Below are 24,078 nucleotides of genomic sequence, written 5' to 3'. Positions count from 1 at the left end.
GGTGTTGTCCTTTCCTTATTCGCCGTGGCCCAGGCCGCTCTTAGCAACGGTGAGCAGGAATTCGACGTTGGACTGGGTCTCGCGCAGCTTGGAGAGCAGAACAGACAGGGACTGTTCCTGATCCATGCCGGCCAGCACGCGGCGCAGGCGCCACATGATCTTGACCTCGTCGGGTGAGAGCAGGGCCTCTTCGCGACGGGTTGAGGACGCGTTGAGGTCGATGGCGGGGAAGATACGCTTGTCTGCCAGCTGGCGGGAAAGGCGCAGTTCCATGTTGCCGGTACCCTTGAATTCTTCGAAGATAACTTCGTCCATCTTGGAGCCGGTCTCGACCAGGGCAGTCGCCAGAATGGTCAGTGAGCCGCCTTCTTCGATGTTGCGGGCAGCACCGAAGAACTTCTTGGGCGGGTAGAGGGCAGCTGCGTCCACACCACCGGAGAGGATGCGACCTGATGCGGGCGCTGCCAGGTTGTAGGCGCGGCCCAGGCGGGTCATGGAGTCCAACAGGACGACGACGTCGCGGCCCTGCTCCACCAGGCGCTTGGCGCGCTCGATGGCGAGCTCGGCAACGGTGGTGTGGTCATCTGCCGGGCGGTCAAAGGTAGAGGCGATCACCTCACCGTTGACGGTGCGCTGCATGTCGGTGACTTCTTCGGGGCGCTCGTCCACCAGAACCATCATGAGGTGAACCTCGGGGTTGTTGGTGGTAATCGCGTTGGCGATGGACTGCAGCATCAGGGTCTTACCGGCCTTGGGGGGCGCCACAATCAGACCGCGCTGGCCCTTGCCGATGGGGGCAATCAGATCGATGACGCGGGTCCCGAGCTTCTTGGGGTCGGTCTCCAGGCGCAGGCGCTCCTTGGGGTAGAGCGGGGTGAGCTTGTTGAATTCGCGGCGGCCCTTGGACTCTTCGGGAGTCAGGCCGTTGATGGAGGTCAGCTGCACCAGGGCGTTGAACTTCTGGCGGTTGTTGTTATCGCCTTCGCGAGGGGCGCGGATGGTACCGACCACAGCGTCCCCCTTGCGCAGGCCGTAACGCTTGACCTGGGCCAGGGAAACGTAAACGTCGTTGGTGCCGGGCAGGTAGCCGGAGGTACGCACGAAAGCGTAGTTATCGAGGACGTCGAGCACACCGGCGACGGGAATCAGTACGTCGTCTTCGCTGATCTCGGGCTCGTAGTCGTCGCGGCGGTTGTTACGGCGTTCGCGGCGCTCTGCCTGACGGTCGCGGCGGTTCTTGCGGTTGTTACGGCGGTCTTCGTCGGGGCCATTGTTGTTCTGGCGGTCATTGCGCTCAGCGCGGTTGTCGCGGTCGTTCTTGCCACCGCGGTCCTGACGGTTATCGCGGTCGGAACGGTCACGACGGTTCTTGCGCTCAAAACGCTCGTTCTTCTCGCCGTTCTCAGCGGAGGCCTCGTTCTGTTCGGCGGACTCGACGTTCTCACCCTCATTCTTGCGGCGACGGTCGGTACGGGTGCGGGTACGGGTGCGCTTGGCGCCCTCTTCGCCCTCGTTCTGCTCGTTGCGGGCAGCCTTCTGGGATTCCAGGCCGTCAAGTGCAGCTTCAACCGCCTCAAGGGCTGAGGTATCGGGCTTGGTTTCCTTCTGGGCTTCAGCAGCTACGGTTGAGCTGGTGGCGCGGCGGTTACCGCGACGCTTGGTAGCGGGCTTCTCAGATGTGTCGTCAGCAGGTGCCTCTGCGCCAGTCTCGGCGGCGTCCTGCCCCTTGGGCGGCTCTGCTTCGGCAGCCTTCTCAGCTGCGGTCTTACGGGTGCGGGTGCGCTTAGGCTTCTCTGTCTCGGCCTGGGCCTCGGCGGGAGCTTCTACTTCGGCACCCTTCTCGGCTGCGGTCTTGCGGGTGCGGGTGCGCTTAGGCTTCTCTGCCTGGTCTGCGGTTTCAGCAGGACGGTCGGCTACAGCTGAGCCACGCTGGTGGGCTGAAATGGCCTCAACCAGGTCTGATTTACGCATGCGGCGGGCGCCGGTAATACCTAGCTGGGAGGCCAGGGACTGGAGCTGAGCAAGTTTGAGGGTGCTCAGGCTGGGGGACTTCTGCTCAGCCGCTGCTGCGGCCTCCGTACCTGCGGTCAGGTCGGTGTTTTCTGCCACGAAGATTCCTTCTCTCGAAATGTCGTTGATTTCGCGGGTTGTTCTGGCGCAACAGATGCGCCATGCCCAGAGCGGGCGAGTGATTGATTCAAGGAGGTCAGGCGCTAAAGCCGCCAGTGAGCGAAAATAGCATATGACCGAATACCGGTATCCCGGTTACCAAACGGTAGGCGGTACTCCCGGTGGGGATTGCCTCGGCTACGTGAGCGGGGGCGAATATGAAAGGTTGTGAGGAGCTGAGGCTTCCCCAGACCTGCTTAACCGTGGGATGAGGACGGCTCAGACGTGCCCAGCCACAAAGAGGCCGAATCGCCCTAGACGGTTTCCTCATAAGTAAGCATAACACCTTTAGTGTCGATGTCGATATCGAGCACCCGCCAGCTTACAGCCCGGTTTTCGTGCTGATTAGGCTCGCTCTCGGTGGCGAAGGCCTCAATGGCCTCGCGTACTCGGGCGCGTTCGTCCGCCCCGTTGGCCAGGGTCATGACGGTGGGGCCTGCCCCCGAGATCACCGCGGCAAAGCCCTTGCCGCGCAGGTACTTAACCAGGGCCGCTGAGGGCTTCATGGCAACGGCGCGGTAGGACTGGTGCAGTAGGTCGCTGGTTGCGGGCAGCAGGTAGTCGGGGTAGGACGCCAGCGCCTGGGTCAGCAGGGCCGCACGACCAGAGTTGGCGGCAGCCTCCCGATGGGGAACGGTCTCGGGGATGAGACCGCGGGCCACCTTGGTCGGCACCTCGTAGTCGGGGATTGCGATGACCGGCAATACATTTTGGTGGGCCGGTACGGGTAGGGAGTGCCAGCCCGAGTCGTCCCCGTAGGAAATCACCACGTGGCCGTAGAGGGAGGGGGCCACGTTATCGGGGTGGCCTTCCATACCCGAACAAATCTGTAGTACGGCCTCGTCATCAAGCTGGAGCTCAGCGGGGAGCAGGCCGTTCGCTGCGGTCACACCGGCCACGATGGCCGAAGCGGACGACCCCATACCGCGAGAATGCGGGATGCGGTTATGGGCCTGAACGTGCAGGGAGGGAAGCTCAAAAAGCCCCACAGCCTTCCAGGCAGTCACCATGGCCTTGATAACCAGGTGGCTGGCGTCCTGCGGAACCTCGTCAGCCCCCTCACCGGTGAGATCGAAGGTCAACTCCCCCGCCCCGGGCACGCGGGTGACCGTCAGGTCATCATAGTGGGCCAGGGCCAGACCGAGAGAGTCATAGCCAGGGCCAAGATTGGCTGAAGAGGCCGGGACCTTGACGGTCACGCGCCCGCCAACGGGGATTACATCGGGCTGGACGAAGGGCTCGTCTGAGCCGTCGATCATGGGAAGTGACATAAGAATCGGTGTTTAGCCTTCTACACGGATAACGGAGGTGATGTCGCGGACGGTATCGAGGGCGTCCACCACGGCCATGGTCTTGCGCAGGTTAGCGTCGGTGGCGCGGTGGGTAACGATACGAATGGAAGCGCTGGTGCCGTCGCCGGTACCCTTAACCTGCCGCATGGTCTCGATAGAGACACCGTGCTCAGCAAAGATACGGGCAATGTTGGCCAGAACACCCAGCTTGTCTTCCACGACGATGCCCACAGAGTAGCGGGAGACCACATCGTTCATGGTGGTCGCTGACAGCTGGGCAAAGGAGGACTCGGGTATGCCGGGGCCACCGAGCACCAGGCGACGAGCCAGGGAAACGAAGTCACCCAGTACCGCAGAGGCTGTAGGGGTACCACCCGCGCCAGGGCCGTAGAACATGAGCTCACCGGCGTTTTCAGCCTGCACGAAGACAGCGTTGAAAGCACCGTGGACGGACGCCAGCGGGTGGGTGCGGGGCACCAGGGTGGGGTTCACGCGGATGTTGACGCCCTCGCCGTCCTTTTCACAGACAGCAAGGAGCTTAATGACGTAGCCATCGGCAGCTGCTGCCGCCACGTCGTCGGCGGTGATGGAGGTAATGCCCTCGCAGTGGACGTCGTCGATGGTGAAGTCAGAGTGGAAGGCAAGGGAGGCAACGATTGCGGCCTTAGAGGCGGCGTCGTGGCCCTCGATATCTGCGGTGGGGTCAGCCTCAGCGTATCCCAGGCGCTGGGCCTCGGCCAGGGCGTCGGAGAACTGGGCGCCGGTGGTGTCCATCTGATCCAGGATGTAGTTGGTGGTGCCGTTCATGATACCCAGCACGCGGGTAATCTGGTCACCGGCCAAAGAGTCGCGCAGGGGGCGCAGGATGGGGATAGCACCGGCAACCGCTGCCTCGTAGGAGAGCTGGGCCCCGCTCTTGGCGGCAGCAGCTGCCAGCTCCACTCCGTGCTTAGCCAGCAGGGCCTTGTTCCCTGAAACTACAGACTTACCGGCGTTCAGAGCGCGCAGGATGCGGGTGCGGGCAGGCTCGATACCGCCGGTAAGTTCAATGACCACGTCGGCAGCGTCAATGAGCGCATCAGCATCGGTGGTGTACAGCTCGGGTGCAGCCTCATAGTGGCGCTTGGCTGAGGTATCGCGCACGGCAATACCGATCAGCTCAACCGGCGCACCAATGCGGTCTTGCAGGGACTCGGCATCTTCGGTGAGCATGCGAGCTACCTGTGAGCCGACGTTACCGGCGCCCAGTAGCGCTACTTTGATGGTGGTGTTGCCCAAGAGCGTCTCCTGACGTAGATGGGAAATAGGTTCAGGGGTACGCTCACCATGCTAGCGGGTAAGACAGCGTAACCCAGAGTATGAACTTTATTTTCTCACGGAGTGGTTGATGGCAGGACGCCGCCCCGCCACTCCCTGCCCGCAGGCAGGGCAGCTGGCAGGCGGCGTCCTGGTAAAGAACCCTAAACTAGACCCAGGTCTCGGGCCAGCATATCGTCTTCAGTTTCGCGGCGGATAATAGCGCGCGGTTCCTTGCCCTCCGCCGTAGCGATGACCGGCGGGCGGGTCAGGTAGTTGTAGTTCGAGGCCATAACGTGGTTGTAGGCACCAGTGGCCGGAACAGCCAGAATGTCTCCCGCTGCCAGGTCAGCCGGCAGGTAGCAGTAGCGAATCACAATATCGCCGGATTCGCAGTGCTTACCCACCACGCGGGAGAGAATCTGCTCCCCTGCCGGAGCCCGGTTAGCCAGAGTTACGGCGTAGTCAGACTCGTAAAGCACCGGGCGAGGGTTATCACTCATACCGCCGTCCACAGAGACGTAGCGGCGCACGCGGGTGTCCCCGTTCTCGTCCTCAATCGCCACGTCCTTGATGGTACCGACCGTGTAGAGGGTGATACCCGAGGGGCCCGAGATGGAGCGGCCCGGCTCAAAGGAGAGGTGGGGAATGGCCATGCCCACATTGGCACAGGTCTTAGAGACCATGTCAGCCAGCTCGGTGGCAATATCGGCTGAACCGCGCGGGGTGTCCTGCTCGGTGTAGCCGATACCGTAGCCGCCGCCCAGGTCGATCTCGGGAAGCACCACGCCAAAGCGCTCATTGAGCTGCTGCATGTAGGTCAGCACCTTCTCAGCGGCCTTTCCGAAGCCCTCGGCCTCAAAAATCTGGGATCCGATGTGGCAGTGCAAACCGCGCAGGTCAATGTGCTCACTGGCCAGGGCAAGGGCAGCAGCCACGGTAGCGTAGGCATCGTCTGCGGTAATTCCCAGCTCGGTCAGCTCTTCAAGCGACAGACCTGCCAGCGGCGCGGTACCGGCTGCCAGAGACTGACCAAACTTCTGATCCTCGTGGGCGGTAGCAATGTAGTCGTGGGTCGAGGCGTGGACGCCCGGGGTCACGCGGAGCATGACCGGGGCGGTGACGCCCAGCTCGGCTGCCACCTGCGCAATCAGCTGCACCTCGGGTACCGAGTCGGCCACCAGGCGTCCTACCCCGTAGCGCAGGGCGCGGGCAATCTCGCCCGCCGACTTGTTGTTACCGTGCAGGGCGATTTTCGCACCGGGTACCCCGGCCCGCATGGCAATCGCCAGCTCACCGCCGCTGGCGGTATCGAGGCACAGGCCCTCTTCCTCAGCCCACTTGGCCACGGCGGTCGCCAGGAAGGACTTACCGGCGTAGTAGACCGAGACCTCAGCTCCGTGCTTCTCAAAGGCCGTCTCGAAGGCGGAACGGAACTCGGCAGCGCGGGCGCGGAAGGTGGTTTCAGAAAGGACGTACTCGGGGGTGCCGAAGTCGGCGACCAGGCGACTGACGGGGGTGCCGTCCACCTCGAGTTCACCGGTCTCGGAGCGAGTGAAGGAGGGCATCCAAATCACCGGGTCAAGGTCGGCCGGGGCGGACGGGTAGCTCAGCCAGTCGGGCTTGAACAGTGCGGCTTCTGCGCCCATTTACATCTTCTCCGGTGCGCTGACGCCCAGCAGACCCAGGCCGTTGGCCAGTACCTGGCGGGTAGCGTTGTTTAGCAGTAGGCGGGTGCGGTGCAGGTTGGTGACCTCTTCATCGCCCTTGGGGGCAACGTGGGAGACACCGTACCAGCGGTGGTAGGCACCGGCCAGGGCTTCCAGGTAACGGGCCACGCGGTGGGGCTCACGGAAGTCAGCGGCTTCTTTGACGGCACCGGCAAACTGGCCCAGGGCAGCCAGCAGGGCTGAGTCTGCCTCTGAGTTCAGCAGGGAGGTATCGACGGATTCGGTGGTGACGCCGGCTGCCTCAGCGTTGCGAGCAATAGCGCAGGTGCGGGCGTGGGCGTACTGCACGTAGAAGACCGGGTTCTCGTTGGACTGCTTGGTCAGTAGATCCAAGTCGATATCGATGTTGGAGTCAACCGAGTAGCGGGTCAGGGAGTAGCGGGCTGCATCCACGCCCACGATTTCAACCAGGTCTTCCAGGGTCACGACGGTACCGGCGCGCTTGGACATACGCACGGGCTTGCCGTCCTTGACCAGGTTAACCATCTGACCAATCATGACCTCAACCATGTTGGGGTCATCGCCCAGGGCAGCGGCAGCGGCCTTGAGGCGGGCTACATAGCCGTGGTGGTCAGCACCCAGCATGTAGATTGCCAGGTCAGCGGGGTTCTCGGCGCGCTTGGTCTTGTCCTGGAAGTAGGCGATGTCACCGGCGATGTAGGCGGCATTGCCGTCAGACTTGATGACCACGCGGTCCTTGTCGTCACCGAAGTCGGTGGACTTGAGCCACCAGGCGCCGTCCTTGAAGTAGAGGTTCTCGGACTCCTTGAGCTTCTCAAGTAGCTCGTCTACCTTGCCGTTTTCAAACAGGGAGTTCTCGTGGAAGTAGACGTCAAAATCGACATGGAAGTCGTGTAGGGAGGCCTTGATGTCCTCGAACATGAACTCAACACCGGTGGCGCGGAAAACTTCCTGGGAGTCTTCAGCCTCAAGGGCGTCGGGGCGAACCTCAAGCACCCGGTTGGCAATATCGGTGATGTACTCGCCGCCGTAGCCGTCCTCGGGAGCCTCCTCACCCTTGGCGCGGGCCAGCAGGGAGCGAGCAAAGCGGTCAATCTGGTTGCCGTGATCATTGAAATAGTACTCCCGCACGACCGTGGCGCCCTGGGAAATGAAGATACGGGCCAGGGAGTCACCCACGGCGGCCCAGCGGGTACCGCCCAGGTGGATGGGGCCGGTGGGGTTAGCGGAGACGAACTCCAGGTTGATGGTCTGGCCGGCCAGGGTTTCGTTGGTACCAAAAGCTGAGCCCTGCTCAACGATGGTCTTAGCCAGCTCACCCGCCGCGGCGGCGTCCAGGGTGATGTTGAGGAAGCCGGGGCCAGCGATGTCTACGCTTGCCACACCGGCAATCTCGCTGATTCGGGCAGCCAGAATCTGGGCTACCTCGCGGGGGTTCTTCCCCACCTTCTTAGAAATCTGCAGGGCGATGTTGGTGGCCCAGTCGCCGTGGTCGCGGTTCTTGGGGCGCTCTACGCGCACAGCGGGGGCGGTTTCGCCGTCGGTCAGGGTCAGTTCGCCGGCTTCGAACGCTGCGGTCAGCGCGCCGTCAATTGCACTTGAGAGTTCTTCGGGAGTCATAGGGTCAAGTCTACAGGGTGAGCTGTAGACCTACCCAGCGAATGATATGTTCCCAGGTGCTCTCGCTGGCGTAGATTGCCGGGTCGGAGTGCTCCGCCCCACCAATCAGGGTGAGCTCGGTGGCGATTCTGGCGGCTGAGAGGGCACGGTGAGCCTCGACGGACTGATTGGGCGGCACGCAGGTGTCTGCGGTGCCGTGGATGTAGTAGACCGGGGCGTGGGTACGTTCGCCGGTTCTCTGAGCTTCTTGGGCGTAGTCGATGGGGTGGGCTATAGCCCAATTGACCTCTGCTGGGGTACCTGCCGGGGCGGGGTAGGTGGAGCCGAGTAGCCGCCATTCGGCGCCGTCGTCCTCGGGGTGGTCGTAAGGGAATCCCCAGGCCACGCGGTCGTCGAAGATAGTGCGCAGGTTGCTGACCCCGTAGATTGAGACGGCGCAGCGGACGGACGAGTCCGGTTCACCGGCGATAGCGCGGGCTGCGAGCGCGCTGGCTGAGAGGCCTTCTAGGTAGGGATCGTTCATGTGGCCTGTGGCGGCAGCTAGCTGGACCAGGTGCCCGCCCGCTGATCCGCCAGCGAGGACAATACGGTGGGGGTCTATTCCGAAGTCTTCGGCCCTGGTTTTGAAGTAGCGGATGGCTGTTTTGAGGTCGTTGATGTGGGCGGGGAAGAGGGCTTCGTGACTGAGCCGGTAGTTGATGGAGGCTGTAGCATAGCCGGCGTGGGCGAAGCGTTCGCGGACGCGGTGGAGACCGTTGTCGGCTAGCAGGAAGGAGGATTTGTCGCCGAATCGCCAGGCTCCGCCGTGGACGTATATGAGCAGGGGCACGGGGTGGTGTTCACCGGTGGGTGCGCTGGGCGGGTAGAAGTCAAAGGTCTGGGAGGGGTGATTGGTTCCCGCGTAGTTGCCGGTGAGTGTGGTCATTGATTCAGCCCTTCGGTGCGCTGGTCTTTGTTCCTACTGTAATCGGTTTGTGTTGTGGGGCGGGGTTTCTGATAGAGTAATCAGGTCTGAGTTTCACTGTCTATGGTGAAGGTTCAGCATTGCCCTCGTAGCTCAGTGGATAGAGCACCAGTTTCCGGAGCTGGGTGTCGAAGGTTCGAATCCTTTCGAGGGCACAAAAAGAGAAGGTAGGCCAGAATGCGCGAAGCGCTGGTCTACCTTCTCTTTTTGTGCCCGGCGTCCGCCTTCTTCCCCGCATTTATTCTGTTTTAACCGCAGCTAGTTGCGGGGTTTTCAGACTAAGTGCGGGTTAGTTTGGTGCGACGAGTTCCACTTCGAACCCCTGCTTGTTTTCGAGGTAGAGGGCGTAGTGGTCGGGGCCGCCTGCGTGCGGGTATCGGTCTGCGAAGAGTTCACTCCAACCGTAGCTGTTGGCCTCGCTGCGGAGCTTATCGAGCAAGGCCGCGGACGGCACGGTGAAGGCCAGGTGATTGAGACCGGCGTGGGTGCGATTATGGGGGCCGGTGGTATCGGGTGATTCTTCGAGGACGAGGTAGGAGCCATCTTGGGCCTGCCAGGAGATTCCGCCGGGCCACTCCTGATAGGGCGTCCACCCTAGTTGCTGGGTGAGCCAGGCCCAGGAGGGTAGGGCTGTTGCCAGGGATTCGACCCAGAGTTCAACGTGGTGGAAGCCTGGGCGGGAATCTGGCTCCTGGCAGCGCAGTCTGGCCGGGGTGCGGCCGTCCTTGCGGAGCCTAGCGGCGAGTACGGCGTCGTAGGTCTGCCCGGCGTAGAGGAATTTCTCTCGCTCAATTCCTTCGACCTGGAACCCTGCTGCGGCGGCGACGGCTCCGCTAGCGGGGTTATTGGTGCGGTAGCCCAGCTCTAAGCGGCGGAGGCGGGGTGAGGGTAAGGACACCAGCAGGCCGGTGTCGAGAGTAGGTAGGGTTGGTGCGGGGTTGGGCTCGCCCAGGGCCCAGGCGCACACCGCCGTGAGAGCCGCTTGTGTGTACCCCTGCCCGCGGTAGGGGTCCGCTAGCCAGTAGTAGACCCAGGCCCTATCCCAGGCTCCGGTATCACTGCGGTCCGTAAAGTTTAGCCCGATGAGCCCTGCGGGCCGCCCGTCGTCGCTGAGGCAGAAAATAGCCCGGTTTTCAGCCGGTAGGTAGCTGGTTTCGATGAGGTTGCGGGCATCCTCTTCGCTGGCGAGGGCTGGCATCTGCCGCTCCAGGCCTGAGGATGTGCGATAAATCGAATAAAGATTCGGGGCGTCGGTGAGCGCCCAGTAGCGTAACTCCATGTGCCTAGTGTAGGTCAGGTGCGGGCCGACGGAAGGCAACCCAGACTGCTGCTATCACGCCGACAACCAGGGCAAAAATGATAGAGAAGATAGCATCGAAGATAAAGTCCTGCGGGTCGATGCGGGGTAGGCTTATTCCTAGCCCGAACACCGCGCCCAGCAGGAAGGCCCAGGAGGGGCGAGCCGTAAACTGTCGACGGTAGATCAGGTGAAGGTCGGGGCCGGGGAAGCGCAGGGCAGCTAGGCTGATGAAAGTCAGGGCGACTGCCCCAATCGTCATACCGATGAGATAGGGCGTCAGTTCTTGCTCTGGGAGCGCTAAAGCCCTCAAGAACCCAATAACACCACTAATCGAAGCACCAAAAGCTGCGACCAGGGTGAGGTAGAGTGCTTTCGTCATTGAATATTCCTTTCAACTTGCCCTCTCAGCCTACCAAATTACTAAGTAGGGTTGCTTATATGAAGCCGGGTAGACTAGGGGCGAAACCCCCACCCTTTCGCACCAGAAATGAGAGTGACATGGCAGAAACCGTCAACACCCCGCACATTGCCCCGAACGGCGCTGAAATTGCCGAAACCATCCTGCTGCCCGGCGACCCGCTGCGCGCCAAGTTCATTGCCGATACCTACCTTGAGAACGTCGTACAGTTCAACACCGTGCGCAACATGTTCGGCTTCACCGGCGACTACAAGGGCCAGCGCATTTCGGTCATGGGTACCGGTATGGGTATCCCTTCGGCTAGCCTCTACACCCACGAGCTGATTCACACCTTTGGCGTGAAGAACCTGATTCGTATCGGCACCTGCGGTGGCATGGCTGAGGGTCTTGACCTTTTCGACCTGGTCGTGGCCTCAGCAGCTTCGACCGATTCTAACTTCATGCACCACTACAAGCTCCCCGGCACCTTTGCCCCTACCGCGTCCTGGCCCCTGCTGTCGGCTGTGGCTAAGGAGGCCGAGGCCCAGGGCAAGGCCCTCAACGTGGGTAATGTGCTGTCTTCTGACGTTTTCTACCGCTCTGATTTCTCCGACGCCGCTAAGTGGGCTGAGATGGGTGTGCTGGCTGTTGAGATGGAAACCGCCGGTATCTACGCTGTGGCTGCCGCCGCCGGTGTGCAGGCCCTCTCTGTTTTCACTGTCTCGGATCACCTTTTCAAGGGGGTTGAGACCACCGCCGAGCAGCGTCAGACCGCTTTTACCGACATGATGGAACTCGTCCTCCCCGTCGCTGCCAGCCTCTAAATTTTTTCGCAAGGACGCCCACGCCCCGCTCCCCTGCCCACCGACAGGAGGGCGGGGCGTCCTCGTCTCTAGGCAGCGTTCAATGGAACGATAGCTGCCAAAGTCTCAGCCTTTGTTTCTTCAAGCATATCCAGCTCATACCGGGCCTGTAGATTAAGCCAAAACTCAGCGCTCGTGCCAAAATAACGAGACAGCCGGGCCGCAGTATCAGCTGTTACTGCTCGCCTACCATGCACAATGTCGTTAATCCGACGCGGTGAGACTCCTATGGCTCGGGCAACCTGGTTCTGGCTCACACTAAGGGGTTCCATAAAATCTTCAAAGAGGACCTCCCCAGGGTGTACCGGAGGCAAACTAATGGTAATCAACGATTTCAACTCCTTCGGGCCCTGCATGAGTCCAGGTAAAACAGATTCTCCATTGATCATTAATTCTTATACTATGTTGCCCAGCCCTATCACCTTTGAGAGCTTCCAGACGGTTACCCGGGGGCACTCTCAAGTCATTGAGTGATGTAGCGGCATCCAATAATCTCAGTTTCCTTAGAGCAACTCGTTCAATGCGCGTGTCAAAAACGGGAACCCGCTGGCGCTGGGCTAGCTTCTCCGTGTTTCGATCTGCGAAAGATTGAATCATAGCTCCAGGCTATAACGCGAGACGTTATAGCTCAATAGGTAGGCTGGCTTAAACCCATTTATCGCACCAACGAACCGAAAGTTTATCGACTATAGTCGATAAACTTCTCTATTTTGATATTTTTGTCGACTATAGTCGATAGGCTTCACGCGCCCAGTGAAACCTGACCGTTCGTGCCGGCTCTGCCCTAAAATAGAGGGCAGTATGTCTAGTTCAGATTCTTCCCGCACCCCCGCCCCCTCGCTGTCTGCCATCGCCGCTGCCATGCACGGCGCGGGCGTCCGCGCATCCGAGCCCACCGAACCCCAGACCGCCGGAAAGCGCGGTGGCAGGGAGAAGCAGGCGTCCGGCCCTCGTGAAGGGGCGGACGCACCCGCCCGCTCCCAGCGTCGCGGCCGCAACTTAGCCCCCCGGGGCAAGCAGGGCGGGAAGAAACCGAACCAGCGCCGCCCCTACACCCCGCTGATTCCCGAGAAAATCACCTACCCTGAAGCCCTGCCTGTCTCTGCCCGCCGGGATGACATCATGGCCGCGATCCGTGATAACCAGGTCACCATTGTTGCCGGTGAAACCGGCTCGGGTAAGACCACCCAGCTGCCCAAGATGCTCCTCGAACTGGGTCTAGCGGAAAAAGGCATGATTGGCCACACCCAGCCCCGCCGTCTGGCCGCCCGATCGGTGGCCGAACGCATCGCCGAAGAACTGGGCCAGACAATCGGTGAGACGGTCGGCTACCAGGTGCGCTTTACCTCCGAGGTGGGCGAAGGCTCCGCTATCAAGCTCATGACCGACGGTATTCTGCTGGCCGAAATTCAGAACGACCGGCTACTGCGCCAGTACTCGGCCATCATCATTGATGAGGCCCACGAGCGTTCCCTCAACATTGACTTTATCCTGGGCTATCTCAAGCGCATTATGCCGCAGCGCCCCGACCTGAAAATCGTTATTACCTCAGCCACCATCGACCCCGAGCGTTTCGCCCGGCATTTCTCACCCAGCTTTGTGCCCGGTGTCGGCATCGTCGACGAGACCCTCAGCCCCGAAGAAAAAGAAATCGCCGAAGCCACCCTGCCAGATGATGCTCCGCCCATTATTGAGGTTTCGGGCCGCACCTACCCCGTCGAGATCCGCTACCGCCCCTTGAGCGAACCGCGCACCGGCGACGGCGGGGAGGACGAAGCGGACGCCGGTGACGGTCTCGAGGACGACGACCGTGACCCGATTGAGGGCGTACTCGATGCTATCCGGGAACTATCCGAAGAGGCCCCCGGCGACATTCTGATTTTCTTCTCGGGCGAGCGCGAGATTCGCGATGCCGCTGACGCTATCGAGGATATGGTGCGATCCACCCGCCGTCTGGCCGACTACGAGGTGTTGCCCCTCTACGCCCGCCTGTCGATGGCTGAGCAGCACAGGGTTTTCAAACCCGGTGGCCGGCCCCGCATCGTGCTAGCCACCAACGTGGCTGAGACCTCCCTGACCGTGCCCGGCATCAAGTACGTGATTGATACTGGCACCGCCCGTATCTCGCGCTACTCAGCCCGCACCAAGGTGCAGCGCCTGCCCATTGAGCGTATTTCGCAGGCCTCAGCTAACCAGCGCTCGGGTCGCTGTGGTCGTGTCTCTGACGGTATCGCTATCCGACTCTATTCCGAAGAGGACTTCCAGGCCCGGGCCGAGTTCACCGACCCCGAGATTCTCCGCACCAACCTGGCCGCTGTCATTCTGCAGATGACCGCTATCGGCGTGGTCAAGTCCCCCTCCGATATTGAGAAGTTCCCCTTCGTTCAGCCGCCCGAAACCCGCGCCATCAACGACGGTGTTAACCTGCTGCGCGAGCTCGGTGCACTTGCTACCCCCGGCCGTGATGGGGCGGACGCCCTCACCCGCAATACGCGCGGGACAACAGGCGGAAGAGGGGGGCGGCGTCCGTCCTCACCGCTCACTGCAGCAGGACGGGCTATGGCGGCCCTACCCGTCGACCCCCGCCTAGCCCGCATGATTGTAGAGGGCTCCAAGCGCGGGGTGGCTAAAGAAATTATGGTGCTGGCGGCAGCCTTGACCATCCAGGACCCCCGCGAGCGCCCCGCCGATCACCGGGGTGAGGCAGATTCCCTGCACGCCCGCTATAAGGATGAGAAGTCTGACTTCACCTCCTATCTGCTGCTGTGGCAGTACATCAACGAGAGGCAGGCAGAGCTGTCGTCGAGCCAGTTCCGCAAGATGTGCCATCGGGAGTACCTAAACTTCCTGCGTATCCGTGAGTGGCAGGATCTCTTTGCTCAGCTGCGGGAGATTGGCCGGTCGGCCGGTATTACGGTTGAGGGCGGGCGCGATATTGACCCGGCTGCCAGTGAGACCGAGGTGCACAAGTCGCTGCTCTCGGGTCTGCTGTCGCATATCGGTATGCAGGATGAGCAGAACCGCCACGAATATCGGGGGGCGCGCGGTACCCGCTTCGCGATTTTCCCCGGCTCTGCCCTCTTTAAAAAGAAACCGGTCTGGCTGGTCTCTGCCGAGCTGGTAGAGACATCCCGCCTGTGGGCGCGCGTGAACGCGCAGATTGAGCCCGAGTGGGTGGAAGAGTTGGCTGGGCCCCTGCTCAAGCACTCTTATTCTGACCCGCACTGGTCTGCCCGCCAGGGGTCGGTGCTAGCTCATGAGAAGGTCACCCTTTTGGGGTTGCCCATCATTGCCGACCGGCGTATCCAGTACTGGCGGGTTGACCCGGTAGCTGCCCGCGAGATTTTTATTCAGTCTGCCCTGGTGGAGGGCGATTGGCAGACCCGCCACCGCTTCTTTGCCCGTAATCAGAAGGCTCTGGCTGAGGTTGAGGAGCTTGAGGCTCGTTTGCGCCGCCGCGACCTGCGGGTCGATGACGCTGTTCTCTTCGACTTCTATAACGCCCGCATACCCGAGCACGTTGTCTCTGAGCGCCACTTTGACCGCTGGTGGAAGGAGGAGCGCCGGGTCAATGAGCATCTGCTGGATTTCACCCCCGAAAACCTGATTGACGAAGAGGCCGCCGATTACGACGAGTCCCTCTTCCCCCACACCTGGACTGCCCGTACCTCCGGCGGGGAGCTGGCCCTTGATCTGCGCTACGAGTACGCCCCCAGTGTGCAGATTGGTGGGGTGCGCTCGTCCCAGACACAGACGGACGGCATCGCGGTGCAGGTTCCGGTGCTCTTCTTAGGGCAGCTTGAACCGGCTCCTTTTGAGTGGCTGATTCCGGGTCTGCGGGAGGAACTGGTGACGGCCCTGATTAAGTCCCTGCCCAAGCAGATTCGCAAGAATTTTGTTCCGGCACCGGACGTTGCCCGTCAGGCCGTTGAGAAACTCAACGCCGACTACTCCCCCGCTACTGATTCCCTCACTGAGGCCCTGGCCCTGGTGCTGCGCCGCCTGCGCGGTCACGTGGTCGACCCGGCCGAGTTCAACTGGGATGCGGTACCCGAGCACCTGCGCTTCACCTTCCAGGTGCGCAACCACCAGAACAAGATTCTGGGCGAGGGTAAAGACCTCGTCGAGCTCCAGGGCCTTTTACACGCCGAGATTCGCTCTGCCCTGGCAGCTTCTCTGGGTGCAAGCCCCGAGACCATGGGCAAGATGGCGGCTCTGGCGGCAAGGGGTCAGAAGGGTCAGGACGCCCGTAGCGGCTCAGTGCCTTCTACAGCCCCCAGCGGGGTTGGGAGCCGCGGTGCAGGTGCCAAGGGGGCGCAGGCGTCCGCCCCGGCGCAGGCGCCGGGCAGCAAAGCCGTGCGGGAAGTCTCAGGCCTGACCAACTGGCCGGAACAGGACCTACCCCGCAAGGTCGAGCGTGTGATTGCCACCCAGACGGTGGCAGGCTACCCGGCCCTGGTCGATGAGGGGGCATCCGTTGCTGTGCGGATCTTCCCCACCGAGGCTGAAGCTACCCGGGCCCAGCGCGGGGGCATCATCCGCCTGCTCAAGCTCAATACCCCCTCGCCCGAGCGCTACGTTTCGGAGCACCTGAACAACCGCGAAAAGCTGGTCTTTACGCAGAACCCCCACGGGTCAATTGACGCGCTCATTAGTGACTGCACGGTAGCCGCTATTGACCAGCTGGTACCCGCTACCCCGCCTTTTACCAGGGCGGAGTACACTGCCCTGTTCAATAGCGTGCGGGCTGAGCTCATTGACACGGTCTTCGTGATGACCAAGCTGGTTGCCGATATCCTGTCGGAAACAGCTAAGGTGCAGAAGCTCATTAAGAAATCCACCTCGCTTGCGGTCATTCACGCCATGAGCGATATGAAGAGCCAGCTGGGGAACCTGGTCTACCCGGGGTTTGTGACCGAGACCGGTGCGGTTCAGCTGCACCACCTACCCCGCTACCTTAGGGCTATTTCCAAGCGCATTGAGAAGCTGGGGCCCAACGTCAACCGGGATAACCAGCTCATGCTGACCGTGCAGGAACTTGAGGACGCCTACGATAAGGCTGTGCAGTCCCTGCCCGGAGGCACGGTGCCGACTCCCGAGCTGGAGCAGGTGGGCTGGATGATTGAGGAACTGCGCGTGAGCTTCTTCGCCCAGGAACTCGGCACCGCCTACACTGTCAGCGAGAAGCGGGTGGCTAAGGCCCTGCGCGAGGCTATGGAGGCTATCAAGAACGCCTAGTCCCGAGACCGTCCCCTTGGATAGAACTAACGGGGCTAGGAAGCGACCGAGTCGCCGTAGCCCAGCTCGGTCAGAGCTGCCCGCAGCTTTTCAGCAGCCTCATCCATGGCAGCCGCATCGGGGTTACGATTTGCCTGCTCGAAGGTGAACTCGCTCTGGTCAACAGCGGGCCACACATGAATATGGGTATGGGGCACATCAAAACCGGCAATAATCATGCCTACGCGGGTAGGTTCAAAAGCCTTTATCAACCCCTTCGATACCTTCTGAGCCACGTCAAAAAGGTGGGCTGAGAGCTCCTCGGGCAGGTCAACCCAGTGGTCAATCTCAGCCTTGGGAACCACCAGAGTATGGCCGTACTGAAAGGGCTCGATGGTCAAGAAGGCAACTGCCTGCTCGTCCTCCCAGATAAAACGGCCAGACAGTTCGCGGTTAATAATCTTGGTAAAAACAGTGCTCATGGGGCTTACTCCTAAATCTCTACAGACTGGCCGGGAGCCATGTACTCAAAGGTAGTGCCGTACTTCTGACCAAAGTTGGTTGCATGGCCAATGATCATGTTTCGACCATTTTCAGCAAGAAGTGAATCATGAATCTGGAAGGCACGCGGGGCACGCACGGCGATAATAAAGTCAATGACCTCCTGAATCTTGTTCCAGGGGGCGTGAATCGGCACCAGCAGAGTACCCACCTCAATGCCGTGGGGCACCACAAAAGAGTCACCGGGATGGAAGAGGTTATCGTCAATCAGGTAGCCCACGTTATCGATCACCGGTAGCAGGGGGTGGATGACAGCGTGGTTACCACCGAAGGTTTTGATAGAGAAGGACGTGAGAGTCAGCTCCCCATCAGCTTCCACCGACTTTGCAAGAGCCTCGGGCAGGGCCGCAAGAACGGTGTCAATGACAGCGGCAGGGGCGTGAATGGTGACCTGCGGGTTCTCCCGCAGAAAAGCGACCACCTTGCCCTCATCGAAGTGATCGGGGTGCACGTGGGTTACAAGGATATGGTGGGCCCCGTCCAGCGCCTGCTCGACCTCGGAGAAGTTTCCGGGGTCGAGCACCAGCACGGCGCCGTCCTTTTCGAGCCTGACGCAGGAGTGGGTGTATTTCGTAAGTTTCATACCTACTACCCTAGTAGCTCCCACCACAGTCAGACTAGTTGGTGCTGACGTTTTCTTTCTGCTGAACACATACGCTGTTACCTGAAAACGTTGTTTTTCGCCCCGCGCGAGGGCCGTTTCCGCTCCGGGAAACCTGGTGTACAGTAGGCACAGAGAGAGACCGATTTTAGACGAGGGAATGACCCGTGAACACCAACTCAGCGTCGTCAGCCAGCAAGCCTACCGAAATCCGCAACACTAAACAGCGTCGGGCAGTCACCGCAAACCTCGAAACCCTCGAAGACTTTATTTCTGCTCAAGACCTGCACCAGCTCATGCTCTCGCGCGGCGATAAGGTATCGCTGGCGACCACCTACCGTCTCTTGCAGTCCATGGTGAGCACCGGTGAGGTTGAGGCCCTCAAGACCGAGGACGGCGAAGCTATCTACCGCCGCTGCGACTCCGAGCACCACCACCATCACCTGCTCTGCCGTATCTGTGGGGCTGCCCGGGAATTTGAGATTCCCGAGCTTGAAGAGCTAGCCCTGGCAATTGCGGCAAAGAACGGCTACACCGAGGTCAAGCACGTCATTGAGATTACCGGGGTCTGCTCTAACTGCTCTGCCCACCAGCAGGGCTAGATGCTGTTGCGGCTTCAGATGAGCGGACGCGCCCCGAGGCTGAGTAGCGCTGGCGGATGGCTCGCACCAGGCGGCAGACTACAAAGATGAAGAAAGATAGGGTGGTCACGTAGGGGCTGATAGGCAGGGAGCCTGCAAGGGCCAGAAGAATACCGCCCACCATAGCAATCTCGGCGAAGAGTACCGACAGAATCAGGGCTCGCAGGGGCGAGGCGGTGATTTGGAGGGCTGCCGCTGCCGGTGTGATAAGCAAGGCAAGAACCAGCAGGGAGCCCACCACCTGCACCGACAGGGCGGTGGCGATACCCAGCACAATCATGAAAGCAACCGAAAGGGCTTTCAGCGGCACCCCCTTGGCTGAGGCAACCACCGAGTCAAGCGAGGCGAACATGAGCGGCCGCCACATGATAGCCAGAGCAGCAATAATCACCACCCCGCCGATAATCATCGAGGTCAGCTGGGCAGAGTCAACCGAAACAATCTGACCGGTCAGCAGCGAGAACTTGTTAGCTGCTCTGCCCGAGTAGAGGGAGAGGAAGAGGATTCCCAGCCCCAGACCAAAGGGCATCAGGGCACCAATGATCGAATCGTTTTCGTGAGCCCGGGCGCCCATCAAGGCAATCAATAGGGCAGAGATAATAGAGCCCACCAGGGAGCCGGTGACCACGTTATAGCCCAGGAGAAGAAAGAGGGCAGCTCCGGCAAAAGACATCTCGGCTACCGCGTGCACTGCAAAAGCGTGACGGCGGAGCATCACAAAGAGCCCTACAAAGCCACCGATTACACCCAAGATAGCCCCGGCGATAATGGACTGGCTCAGCAGGGCCACAAGCTCACCGTAGCGGTCAAAGACAAAGACCTTGCCCATAAAGTCCGCAAAAGTCATCGGTTGTCTACCCCTTTCACGGGTGCAAGTAGCTGGGGGTGGTCGGTTTCCAGGGCACAGTGGTGCTCCCCGTGCTCGCCGCCCACCACCACATAGCGGCCGTTGGTTTGAATCACCGATACCGGGGTCTGGTAGAGGTCGGTGAGCACCTCACTCCGCATGACCTGCTCCACCGCCCCCACGGTGAAGCGTCCTCCCGCGAGGTAGAGCAGGCGGTCTACATGGTCGATAATGGGGTTGATCTCGTGGGTCACGAAAACTACCGTAGCCCCGTGATCCCGGTTATAGCGGTGAATCAGGTCTGAGACGGCGTACTGGTGGTTGAGATCCAAAGAAAGCAGGGCCTCATCTGCCAGGATAATCTTGGGGTCGTTGGCAAGGGCCTGGGCGATACGTAGGCGCTGCTGCTCACCGCCCGATAGAAGCCCCACCGGCACATTGGCGTAGTCGCTGGCACCGACCGCATCGAGCAGGGAGTCAACCTTCTCCCGGTAGGCCCGGTTCTTCACGCGGAAGCCCCAGCGGTGACCGTCCACACCAAGCCCCACAAAATCGCGGGCCCGCAGGGGCATCTCGGTGCCAATCGCCTTCTGCTGGGGAATGTAACCCACCCCGGGGTTCCCCAGGTGGGCGGGGGTACCCAGAACCGAAATTTTGCCAGAACTCAGCTGGGTCAAACCTAAGATGACCTTGATAAAGGTCGATTTGCCCGAACCGTTAGGGCCCAGGACGGCAAAATATTCGCCCTGTTCGACGGTGAGGTTGAGGTCCTGCCACAGGGTACGGTGGCCAAAGGAAAGCCCGCCCCCGGTCACCGTAAGGGCGGGGGCGAGCTGGGTAGAAGAGTGAGCCATAGGCTTTATGCTACTGCCTTTTCTAGGTTGTCGATGTTCTGGGTCATCCAGTCCACGTAGCCGGTGTTCTCGGGCAGGGTCTCGGTGAAGGAGACACTGGCAACTCCGGATTCCTGGGCGAAGGTATAGATTTCGGTGGTCTGGGCGGTCTGGGTCTGCTCGTTGAAGGCTAGCAGGTCGATGCTACCGCCGGTGAGGGCGTCCTTGGCTTCCTGCAGGGTCAGGGGGGCGATATCGCTTTCGCTATCGACCGCTGCGGTCAAATCTGAAGGGGTGGAGTCGGTGAAACCGGCATCCTCCAGCATGTAGCCTGAGACCGGCTCGGTCGCCAGGTAGGTGCGCTCTTCGGTGTCGATGGCCTTGAGACGGTCAAGCAGCTGGTCAGCGTCGGTGGAGAAGGTTGCAGCTGCGCTGGTGTAGGCGTCCGCGTTGGCGGGGTCGAGCTCAGCCAGGTCGGCTGCCACCTGGTCAGCCACCTTCTTCATGGTGTCCAGGTCGTACCAGACGTGCTCGTTGTAGGAGTGCACGTGGTCAGAGTGGTCCTCACCGGTGGTGCTGTGCTCTTCTGCCATGTGGGCCAGGTCGTCGGCGCTAAAGAGGCCCGAGAGCTCTACCGCATTCACCACGATCTGGTCGGGGTTATCGGTGCCGGCCATTTCGGTGAGGAAGGTATCGTAGCCGCCGCCGTTGACGACAACCAGGTCAGCGTCTTTTACGGTCAGGCGGTCTTGGCTGGTGGCTTCGTAGGAGTGGGGGTCCACAGCGGTTGAGGCGATAAGCGGGGTGACCTCTACCTTATCGCCGCCGATTGCTTCCACAACATCAGCATAGACGTCGGTGGTGGTGACGACCTGCAAGGTTCCGTCGGTTGAGGACGAGGACGCGCTCGTCCCGCTTGATCCGCAAGCAGAGAGGGCCAGCGCCGATACGGCAAGCAGTGAGACGGTGGGGAAAATCTTTCGCATGGCGCTGTCCTTTGGTCTGGGATAAAGTTTAGGGCTTCTGCCAGCCTACTCTTTTCTGCGAACCGTTCGCAAATAAAAAGTGCGTACACCGCATCACACCCGCCCCCCGCTATAAATACAAGGACGCCCGCCCCTCCTCCCTGCCACGGGGCAGGGAAAGCGGGGCGGGCGTCCGCGCACCGGGTAAAATCGATTGACAGCTAAGGGAAACTAGTCAGCGCTGTGCTTCGAGGCAGCTTCCTCGCGGCGGCGCACGTGCTCCTGGGTGGTGTCCTTAATTTCACCGACCAACTCTTCCAGGATGTCTTCCAAGAAGAGTACGCCTACGCTCTGCCCCCGGGCATCAACTACGTGGGAGACGTGGGCCCGGTTGCGCTGCATGGTGGCAAGAGCCTCATCGATTTCGGTTTCGGGCTTGACGATCGACATCTGACGTAGCTTAGACCAAGCAATGGGCTGATCCATACGGTCAGCCTCGTAGACCAGGGCGTCCTTGATGTGCAGGTAGCCCATGTAGGTGCCGTCCTGCTCGTCCCTCATCACGAAGCGGGAGTAGCCGGTATGGGCAACAGCCTTTTCCAGCTCAGCGGGCGTGCAAGGGAAGTTCATTGTGACCAGCTGGTCGCCGGGTACCATAATCTCAGCAACGGTCTTCGAGCTGAACTCCAGGGCGCCAGACAGCACACCGGAGCCGTCATCCACGGTTCCCTCTGCGGTTGACTGAGCCACGATACTTTGCAGCTCATCGAGGGTAAAGGTTGATGCCACTTCAGCCTTGGGCTCTACCTTCATCAGACGCAGGGTGTGGTCGGCTATCCAGTTGAGCAGACCAACCAGGGGCTTGAGAATACGGGAGAGGGTCACCAGCGAGGGGGCAATCCACAGGGCAATACCCGAAGCGGCAAGTGACACAGCAGCGTTCTTTGGCACCATTTCACCAAAGATGACGTGCAGGTAGGTCACCAGCACCAGCGCAAAGATGAAGGCTAGGACGCTCGCTGCCTCATAAGGTATTCCCCAGGACTCCAGGGGACCAGCCACCAGGTGGTGGATAGCCGGCTCAGAGACGTTCAGAATCAGGAGGGAGCACACCGTGATGCCCAGCTGGCAGGTAGCCAGCATAAGGGATACGTTTTCAAGGGCGTAGAGGGTGGTGACGGCGCGCTTGTTACCCGACTCGGCCAGGGGCTCAATCTGGGAGCGGCGGGTCGACATAACGGCGAACTCAGCACCCACGAAGTAAGCGTTACCGGCAAGGAGCGCAAAGAGCAGAGCGATAGCTACCCAGTCATTCATCGGCGGGCCTCCTTTCGAGCGGTCTTCAACTCACCTGTAGCCGCTTCCCCCTGCTCCAGGGGTAGGGCATCGGGGATGTAGCGAATTCGGTCTACCCGGCGCTGTTCCATCTTTTCTACGCGCAGGCGTCCGCCCTCAACGGGCACCACGTCGCCGGTTTCGGGAACTCGCCCCAGGTGATCCATCATGAAGCCGCCCATGGTTTCGTAGGCGGGGTCATCGTCCACCTCCAGGGTGCCAATGTAGTCCTTGACCTCGTCGGGGCGGAGCAGGCCCGAGAAGATGTAGTCGCCACTGCCCACGCGCAGGGGGCGTTCGTCGAAGGAGTTGGTGTCGTGTTCATCGGAGACTTCACCGACGATTTCTTCAACCAGGTCTTCAAGGGTGGTGATGCCGGCGGTGCCACCGTATTCGTCAAGCACCACGGCAAGCTGAAGGGCGCCCTCTCGCAGCTGCATGAGCAGGGAGTCCAGATGCACGGTTTCGGGTACCTGCAGTACGTCCTCCATCAGCGTTCCGGCTTCCAGCGTGTCGCGCTTATCAAGGGGAAGGCCCACGGCCTTCTTCACGTGCACGACGCCCACGATGTTGTCCTGGTCTTCCCGGTAGAGGGGGAAGCGGGAGTGGCCGGTGGTGCGGGCCAGCTCGATAACGTCGCTCACAGGGGCGGTATCTTCGAGCATGATGACCTTGCGGCGGGGGGTCATGACGTCGGCTGCGGTGAGCTCGGCGAAGGAGAGGGTCTTATCGACGAAGCGGGCGGTGTCGGAGTCCAGGGTGCCCAGGTCGGCTGAGCGGCGCACCATTGAAGAAAGCTCTTCGGGTGAACGGGCTGCCGAGAGCTCCTCCTTAGCTTCCATGCCAAAACGGTGCAGAATCCAGTTCGCTGACCCGTTCGCGGTGCGGACGATGGGGCCCATCACCTTGGTAAAGAGCAGCTGCCCCGGAGCTAGCACGCGGGCTACACGGTAGGGCTCGGCAATCGCCAGGTTCTTGGGAACCAGCTCACCGATAATCATGGAGAGCAGGGTTGCAATACCCATAGAGAAAATCAGGGTAAGGGCCGATGACACTGAGGGAGCAAGCCCCCACGAAGCGATGGTGTCGCCGGCCAGGGCGTTGATACCGCTGTCGAGGGTGTAACCGGTAAGCAGGGTGGTGATGGTAATTCCCAGCTGGCAGCTTGAGAGCTGGGTTGAGAGGGACTTGAGGCAGGCAAGCACTCGTTCACCTGCGGCGTCTCCCCTATCAATTTCTTGCTGGACCTTGGACTGATCAAGAGCTACCAGCGAAAACTCTACGGCCACAAAGAAGCCGGTGCCCAGAATCAGGGCAAAGCCAATGAGAAGCAGGAGCCATTCCATGGTTTAGGCTCTCACCGCCTGCTGGGCTGGGCACGGGTTGCCAAAGGTGCGGACGCCCGCGGTTGGGTTAAAGAATAATGTGCGCCAAAGCGCTCGTGAGGGCTGCGAAGATGCGCAGCAACTAGAAGGGTCTTCCATAG

Annotated in this window: 20 protein-coding genes and 1 tRNA gene; 4 read left to right on the top strand and 17 right to left on the bottom strand. The window is 60.9% G+C overall.

Annotated elements, in window-relative coordinates; genetic code table 11:
* Positions 1-15 precede the first annotated feature (15 nt).
* From rho to QM007_RS04010, 6 genes are all read right to left on the bottom strand, one after another.
* Positions 16-2,109, bottom strand: a complete 2,094-nt coding sequence (gene rho, locus QM007_RS04035) for a transcription termination factor Rho (protein ID WP_283490663.1) — start codon at positions 2,107-2,109, stop codon at positions 16-18.
* A 314-nt stretch (positions 2,110-2,423) separates the two neighbouring features.
* Positions 2,424-3,440 (bottom strand): homoserine kinase, encoded by a 1,017-nt coding sequence (gene thrB, locus QM007_RS04030; protein WP_283490662.1) that lies wholly within the window; start codon positions 3,438-3,440, stop codon positions 2,424-2,426.
* Positions 3,441-3,452: 12 nt separating this feature from the next.
* Entirely contained in the window at positions 3,453-4,739 is a 1,287-nt protein-coding gene (locus QM007_RS04025; protein ID WP_283490660.1) for a homoserine dehydrogenase, read from the bottom strand.
* Positions 4,740-4,921: 182 nt separating this feature from the next.
* Positions 4,922-6,406, bottom strand: coding sequence for a diaminopimelate decarboxylase family protein (locus tag QM007_RS04020; RefSeq protein WP_283490659.1), 1,485 nt, complete (start codon positions 6,404-6,406; stop codon positions 4,922-4,924).
* Positions 6,407-8,068, bottom strand: a complete 1,662-nt coding sequence (gene argS, locus QM007_RS04015; RefSeq protein ID WP_283490658.1) for an arginine--tRNA ligase — start codon at positions 8,066-8,068, stop codon at positions 6,407-6,409.
* 10 nt (positions 8,069-8,078) lie between these two features.
* A complete protein-coding gene (locus QM007_RS04010; RefSeq protein WP_283490657.1) occupies positions 8,079-8,993 on the bottom strand; it encodes an alpha/beta hydrolase in 915 nt (304 codons plus the stop codon).
* Positions 8,994-9,114: 121 nt separating this feature from the next.
* Between QM007_RS04010 and QM007_RS04005 the strand changes: the two genes are divergently transcribed.
* Positions 9,115-9,187: transfer RNA gene (locus QM007_RS04005), tRNA-Arg, on the top strand.
* Between the two features lie 134 nt (positions 9,188-9,321).
* Here QM007_RS04005 and QM007_RS11045 read toward each other — a convergent pair.
* Positions 9,322-10,311, bottom strand: a complete 990-nt coding sequence (locus QM007_RS11045; RefSeq protein ID WP_349361497.1) for a GNAT family N-acetyltransferase — start codon at positions 10,309-10,311, stop codon at positions 9,322-9,324.
* A 4-nt stretch (positions 10,312-10,315) separates the two neighbouring features.
* Positions 10,316-10,711, bottom strand: a complete 396-nt coding sequence (locus tag QM007_RS03990; protein WP_283490656.1) for a hypothetical protein — start codon at positions 10,709-10,711, stop codon at positions 10,316-10,318.
* A gap of 119 nt (positions 10,712-10,830) precedes the next feature.
* Between QM007_RS03990 and deoD the strand changes: the two genes are divergently transcribed.
* Complete coding sequence (gene deoD, locus QM007_RS03985; protein ID WP_283490655.1) at positions 10,831-11,553, top strand: purine-nucleoside phosphorylase; 723 nt, start codon at positions 10,831-10,833, stop codon at positions 11,551-11,553.
* Positions 11,554-11,621: 68 nt separating this feature from the next.
* Here the strand turns inward: deoD and QM007_RS03980 are convergent, their stop codons facing one another.
* Positions 11,622-11,948: a HigA family addiction module antitoxin gene (locus QM007_RS03980; protein ID WP_237185939.1), complete on the bottom strand. Its 327-nt coding sequence runs from the start codon at positions 11,946-11,948 to the stop codon at positions 11,622-11,624.
* Positions 11,908-12,189 (bottom strand): type II toxin-antitoxin system RelE/ParE family toxin, encoded by a 282-nt coding sequence (locus QM007_RS03975; RefSeq protein WP_237185849.1) that lies wholly within the window; start codon positions 12,187-12,189, stop codon positions 11,908-11,910. The genes QM007_RS03980 and QM007_RS03975 overlap by 41 nt, the downstream gene beginning before the upstream one ends.
* Positions 12,190-12,393: 204 nt before the next feature.
* Here QM007_RS03975 and hrpA point away from each other — a divergent pair, with 204 nt between their 5' ends.
* Positions 12,394-16,830 carry an ATP-dependent RNA helicase HrpA gene (gene hrpA, locus QM007_RS03970; RefSeq protein WP_283490654.1) on the top strand — a complete coding sequence of 1,479 codons (4,437 nt, stop codon included), beginning with the start codon at positions 12,394-12,396 and terminating at the stop codon, positions 16,828-16,830.
* 35 nt (positions 16,831-16,865) lie between these two features.
* Here the strand turns inward: hrpA and QM007_RS03965 are convergent, their stop codons facing one another.
* The gene (locus QM007_RS03965; protein WP_283490653.1) at positions 16,866-17,291 is read right to left on the bottom strand and encodes an HIT family protein; all 426 of its coding nucleotides are present in this window, start codon (positions 17,289-17,291) and stop codon (positions 16,866-16,868) included.
* Between the two features lie 11 nt (positions 17,292-17,302).
* On the bottom strand, positions 17,303-17,953 hold the full coding sequence (locus QM007_RS03960; RefSeq protein ID WP_283490652.1) for an MBL fold metallo-hydrolase: 651 nt from the start codon (positions 17,951-17,953) through the stop codon (positions 17,303-17,305).
* Positions 17,954-18,138: 185 nt separating this feature from the next.
* On the opposite strand from QM007_RS03960, the gene QM007_RS03955 reads away from it, so the two are divergent.
* The gene (locus QM007_RS03955; protein ID WP_283490651.1) at positions 18,139-18,573 is read left to right on the top strand and encodes a Fur family transcriptional regulator; all 435 of its coding nucleotides are present in this window, start codon (positions 18,139-18,141) and stop codon (positions 18,571-18,573) included.
* Here the strand turns inward: QM007_RS03955 and QM007_RS03950 are convergent.
* From QM007_RS03950 to QM007_RS03930, 5 genes are all read right to left on the bottom strand, one after another.
* A complete protein-coding gene (locus tag QM007_RS03950) occupies positions 18,545-19,459 on the bottom strand; it encodes a metal ABC transporter permease (protein ID WP_283490650.1) in 915 nt (304 codons plus the stop codon). The genes QM007_RS03955 and QM007_RS03950 overlap by 29 nt on opposite strands.
* Entirely contained in the window at positions 19,456-20,313 is an 858-nt protein-coding gene (locus tag QM007_RS03945) for a metal ABC transporter ATP-binding protein (protein WP_283490649.1), read from the bottom strand. Before QM007_RS03945 ends, QM007_RS03950 begins: the two co-directional genes overlap by 4 nt.
* A 5-nt stretch (positions 20,314-20,318) precedes the next feature.
* Positions 20,319-21,278: a metal ABC transporter solute-binding protein, Zn/Mn family gene (locus QM007_RS03940; RefSeq protein WP_283490648.1), complete on the bottom strand. Its 960-nt coding sequence runs from the start codon at positions 21,276-21,278 to the stop codon at positions 20,319-20,321.
* A 210-nt stretch (positions 21,279-21,488) separates the two neighbouring features.
* Positions 21,489-22,574, bottom strand: coding sequence for a hemolysin family protein (locus QM007_RS03935; RefSeq protein WP_283490647.1), 1,086 nt, complete (start codon positions 22,572-22,574; stop codon positions 21,489-21,491).
* Complete coding sequence (locus QM007_RS03930; protein WP_283490646.1) at positions 22,571-23,938, bottom strand: hemolysin family protein; 1,368 nt, start codon at positions 23,936-23,938, stop codon at positions 22,571-22,573. Before QM007_RS03930 ends, QM007_RS03935 begins: the two co-directional genes overlap by 4 nt.
* Positions 23,939-24,078 lie beyond the last annotated feature (140 nt).

The organism is Rothia sp. SD9660Na (assembly GCF_030064065.1).
Lineage (GTDB): Bacteria > Actinomycetota > Actinomycetes > Actinomycetales > Micrococcaceae > Rothia.
Note: the sequence above shows the minus strand (reverse complement) of the source record. Positions and strands in the feature narration are given on the sequence as shown.

Excerpts from the sequence above, each read along its gene's own strand:
- QM007_RS03975 (WP_237185849.1), bottom strand. The coding sequence starts at position 12,189 with ATGATTCAATCTTTCGCAGATCGAAACACGGAGAAGCTAGCCCAGCGC.
- QM007_RS03950 (WP_283490650.1), bottom strand. The coding sequence starts at position 19,459 with ATGACTTTTGCGGACTTTATGGGCAAGGTCTTTGTCTTTGACCGCTAC.
- hrpA (WP_283490654.1), top strand. The coding sequence starts at position 12,394 with ATGTCTAGTTCAGATTCTTCCCGCACCCCCGCCCCCTCGCTGTCTGCC.
- QM007_RS03965 (WP_283490653.1), bottom strand. The coding sequence starts at position 17,291 with ATGAGCACTGTTTTTACCAAGATTATTAACCGCGAACTGTCTGGCCGT.
- thrB (WP_283490662.1), bottom strand. The coding sequence starts at position 3,440 with ATGTCACTTCCCATGATCGACGGCTCAGACGAGCCCTTCGTCCAGCCC.
- QM007_RS03930 (WP_283490646.1), bottom strand. The coding sequence starts at position 23,938 with ATGGAATGGCTCCTGCTTCTCATTGGCTTTGCCCTGATTCTGGGCACC.
- QM007_RS11045 (WP_349361497.1), bottom strand. The coding sequence starts at position 10,311 with ATGGAGTTACGCTACTGGGCGCTCACCGACGCCCCGAATCTTTATTCG.
- QM007_RS04010 (WP_283490657.1), bottom strand. The coding sequence starts at position 8,993 with ATGACCACACTCACCGGCAACTACGCGGGAACCAATCACCCCTCCCAG.
- QM007_RS04020 (WP_283490659.1), bottom strand. The coding sequence starts at position 6,406 with ATGGGCGCAGAAGCCGCACTGTTCAAGCCCGACTGGCTGAGCTACCCG.
- argS (WP_283490658.1), bottom strand. The coding sequence starts at position 8,068 with ATGACTCCCGAAGAACTCTCAAGTGCAATTGACGGCGCGCTGACCGCA.
- QM007_RS03945 (WP_283490649.1), bottom strand. The coding sequence starts at position 20,313 with ATGGCTCACTCTTCTACCCAGCTCGCCCCCGCCCTTACGGTGACCGGG.
- QM007_RS03935 (WP_283490647.1), bottom strand. The coding sequence starts at position 22,574 with ATGAATGACTGGGTAGCTATCGCTCTGCTCTTTGCGCTCCTTGCCGGT.
- deoD (WP_283490655.1), top strand. The coding sequence starts at position 10,831 with ATGGCAGAAACCGTCAACACCCCGCACATTGCCCCGAACGGCGCTGAA.
- QM007_RS03940 (WP_283490648.1), bottom strand. The coding sequence starts at position 21,278 with ATGCGAAAGATTTTCCCCACCGTCTCACTGCTTGCCGTATCGGCGCTG.
- QM007_RS03990 (WP_283490656.1), bottom strand. The coding sequence starts at position 10,711 with ATGACGAAAGCACTCTACCTCACCCTGGTCGCAGCTTTTGGTGCTTCG.
- QM007_RS03980 (WP_237185939.1), bottom strand. The coding sequence starts at position 11,948 with ATGCAGGGCCCGAAGGAGTTGAAATCGTTGATTACCATTAGTTTGCCT.
- QM007_RS03960 (WP_283490652.1), bottom strand. The coding sequence starts at position 17,953 with ATGAAACTTACGAAATACACCCACTCCTGCGTCAGGCTCGAAAAGGAC.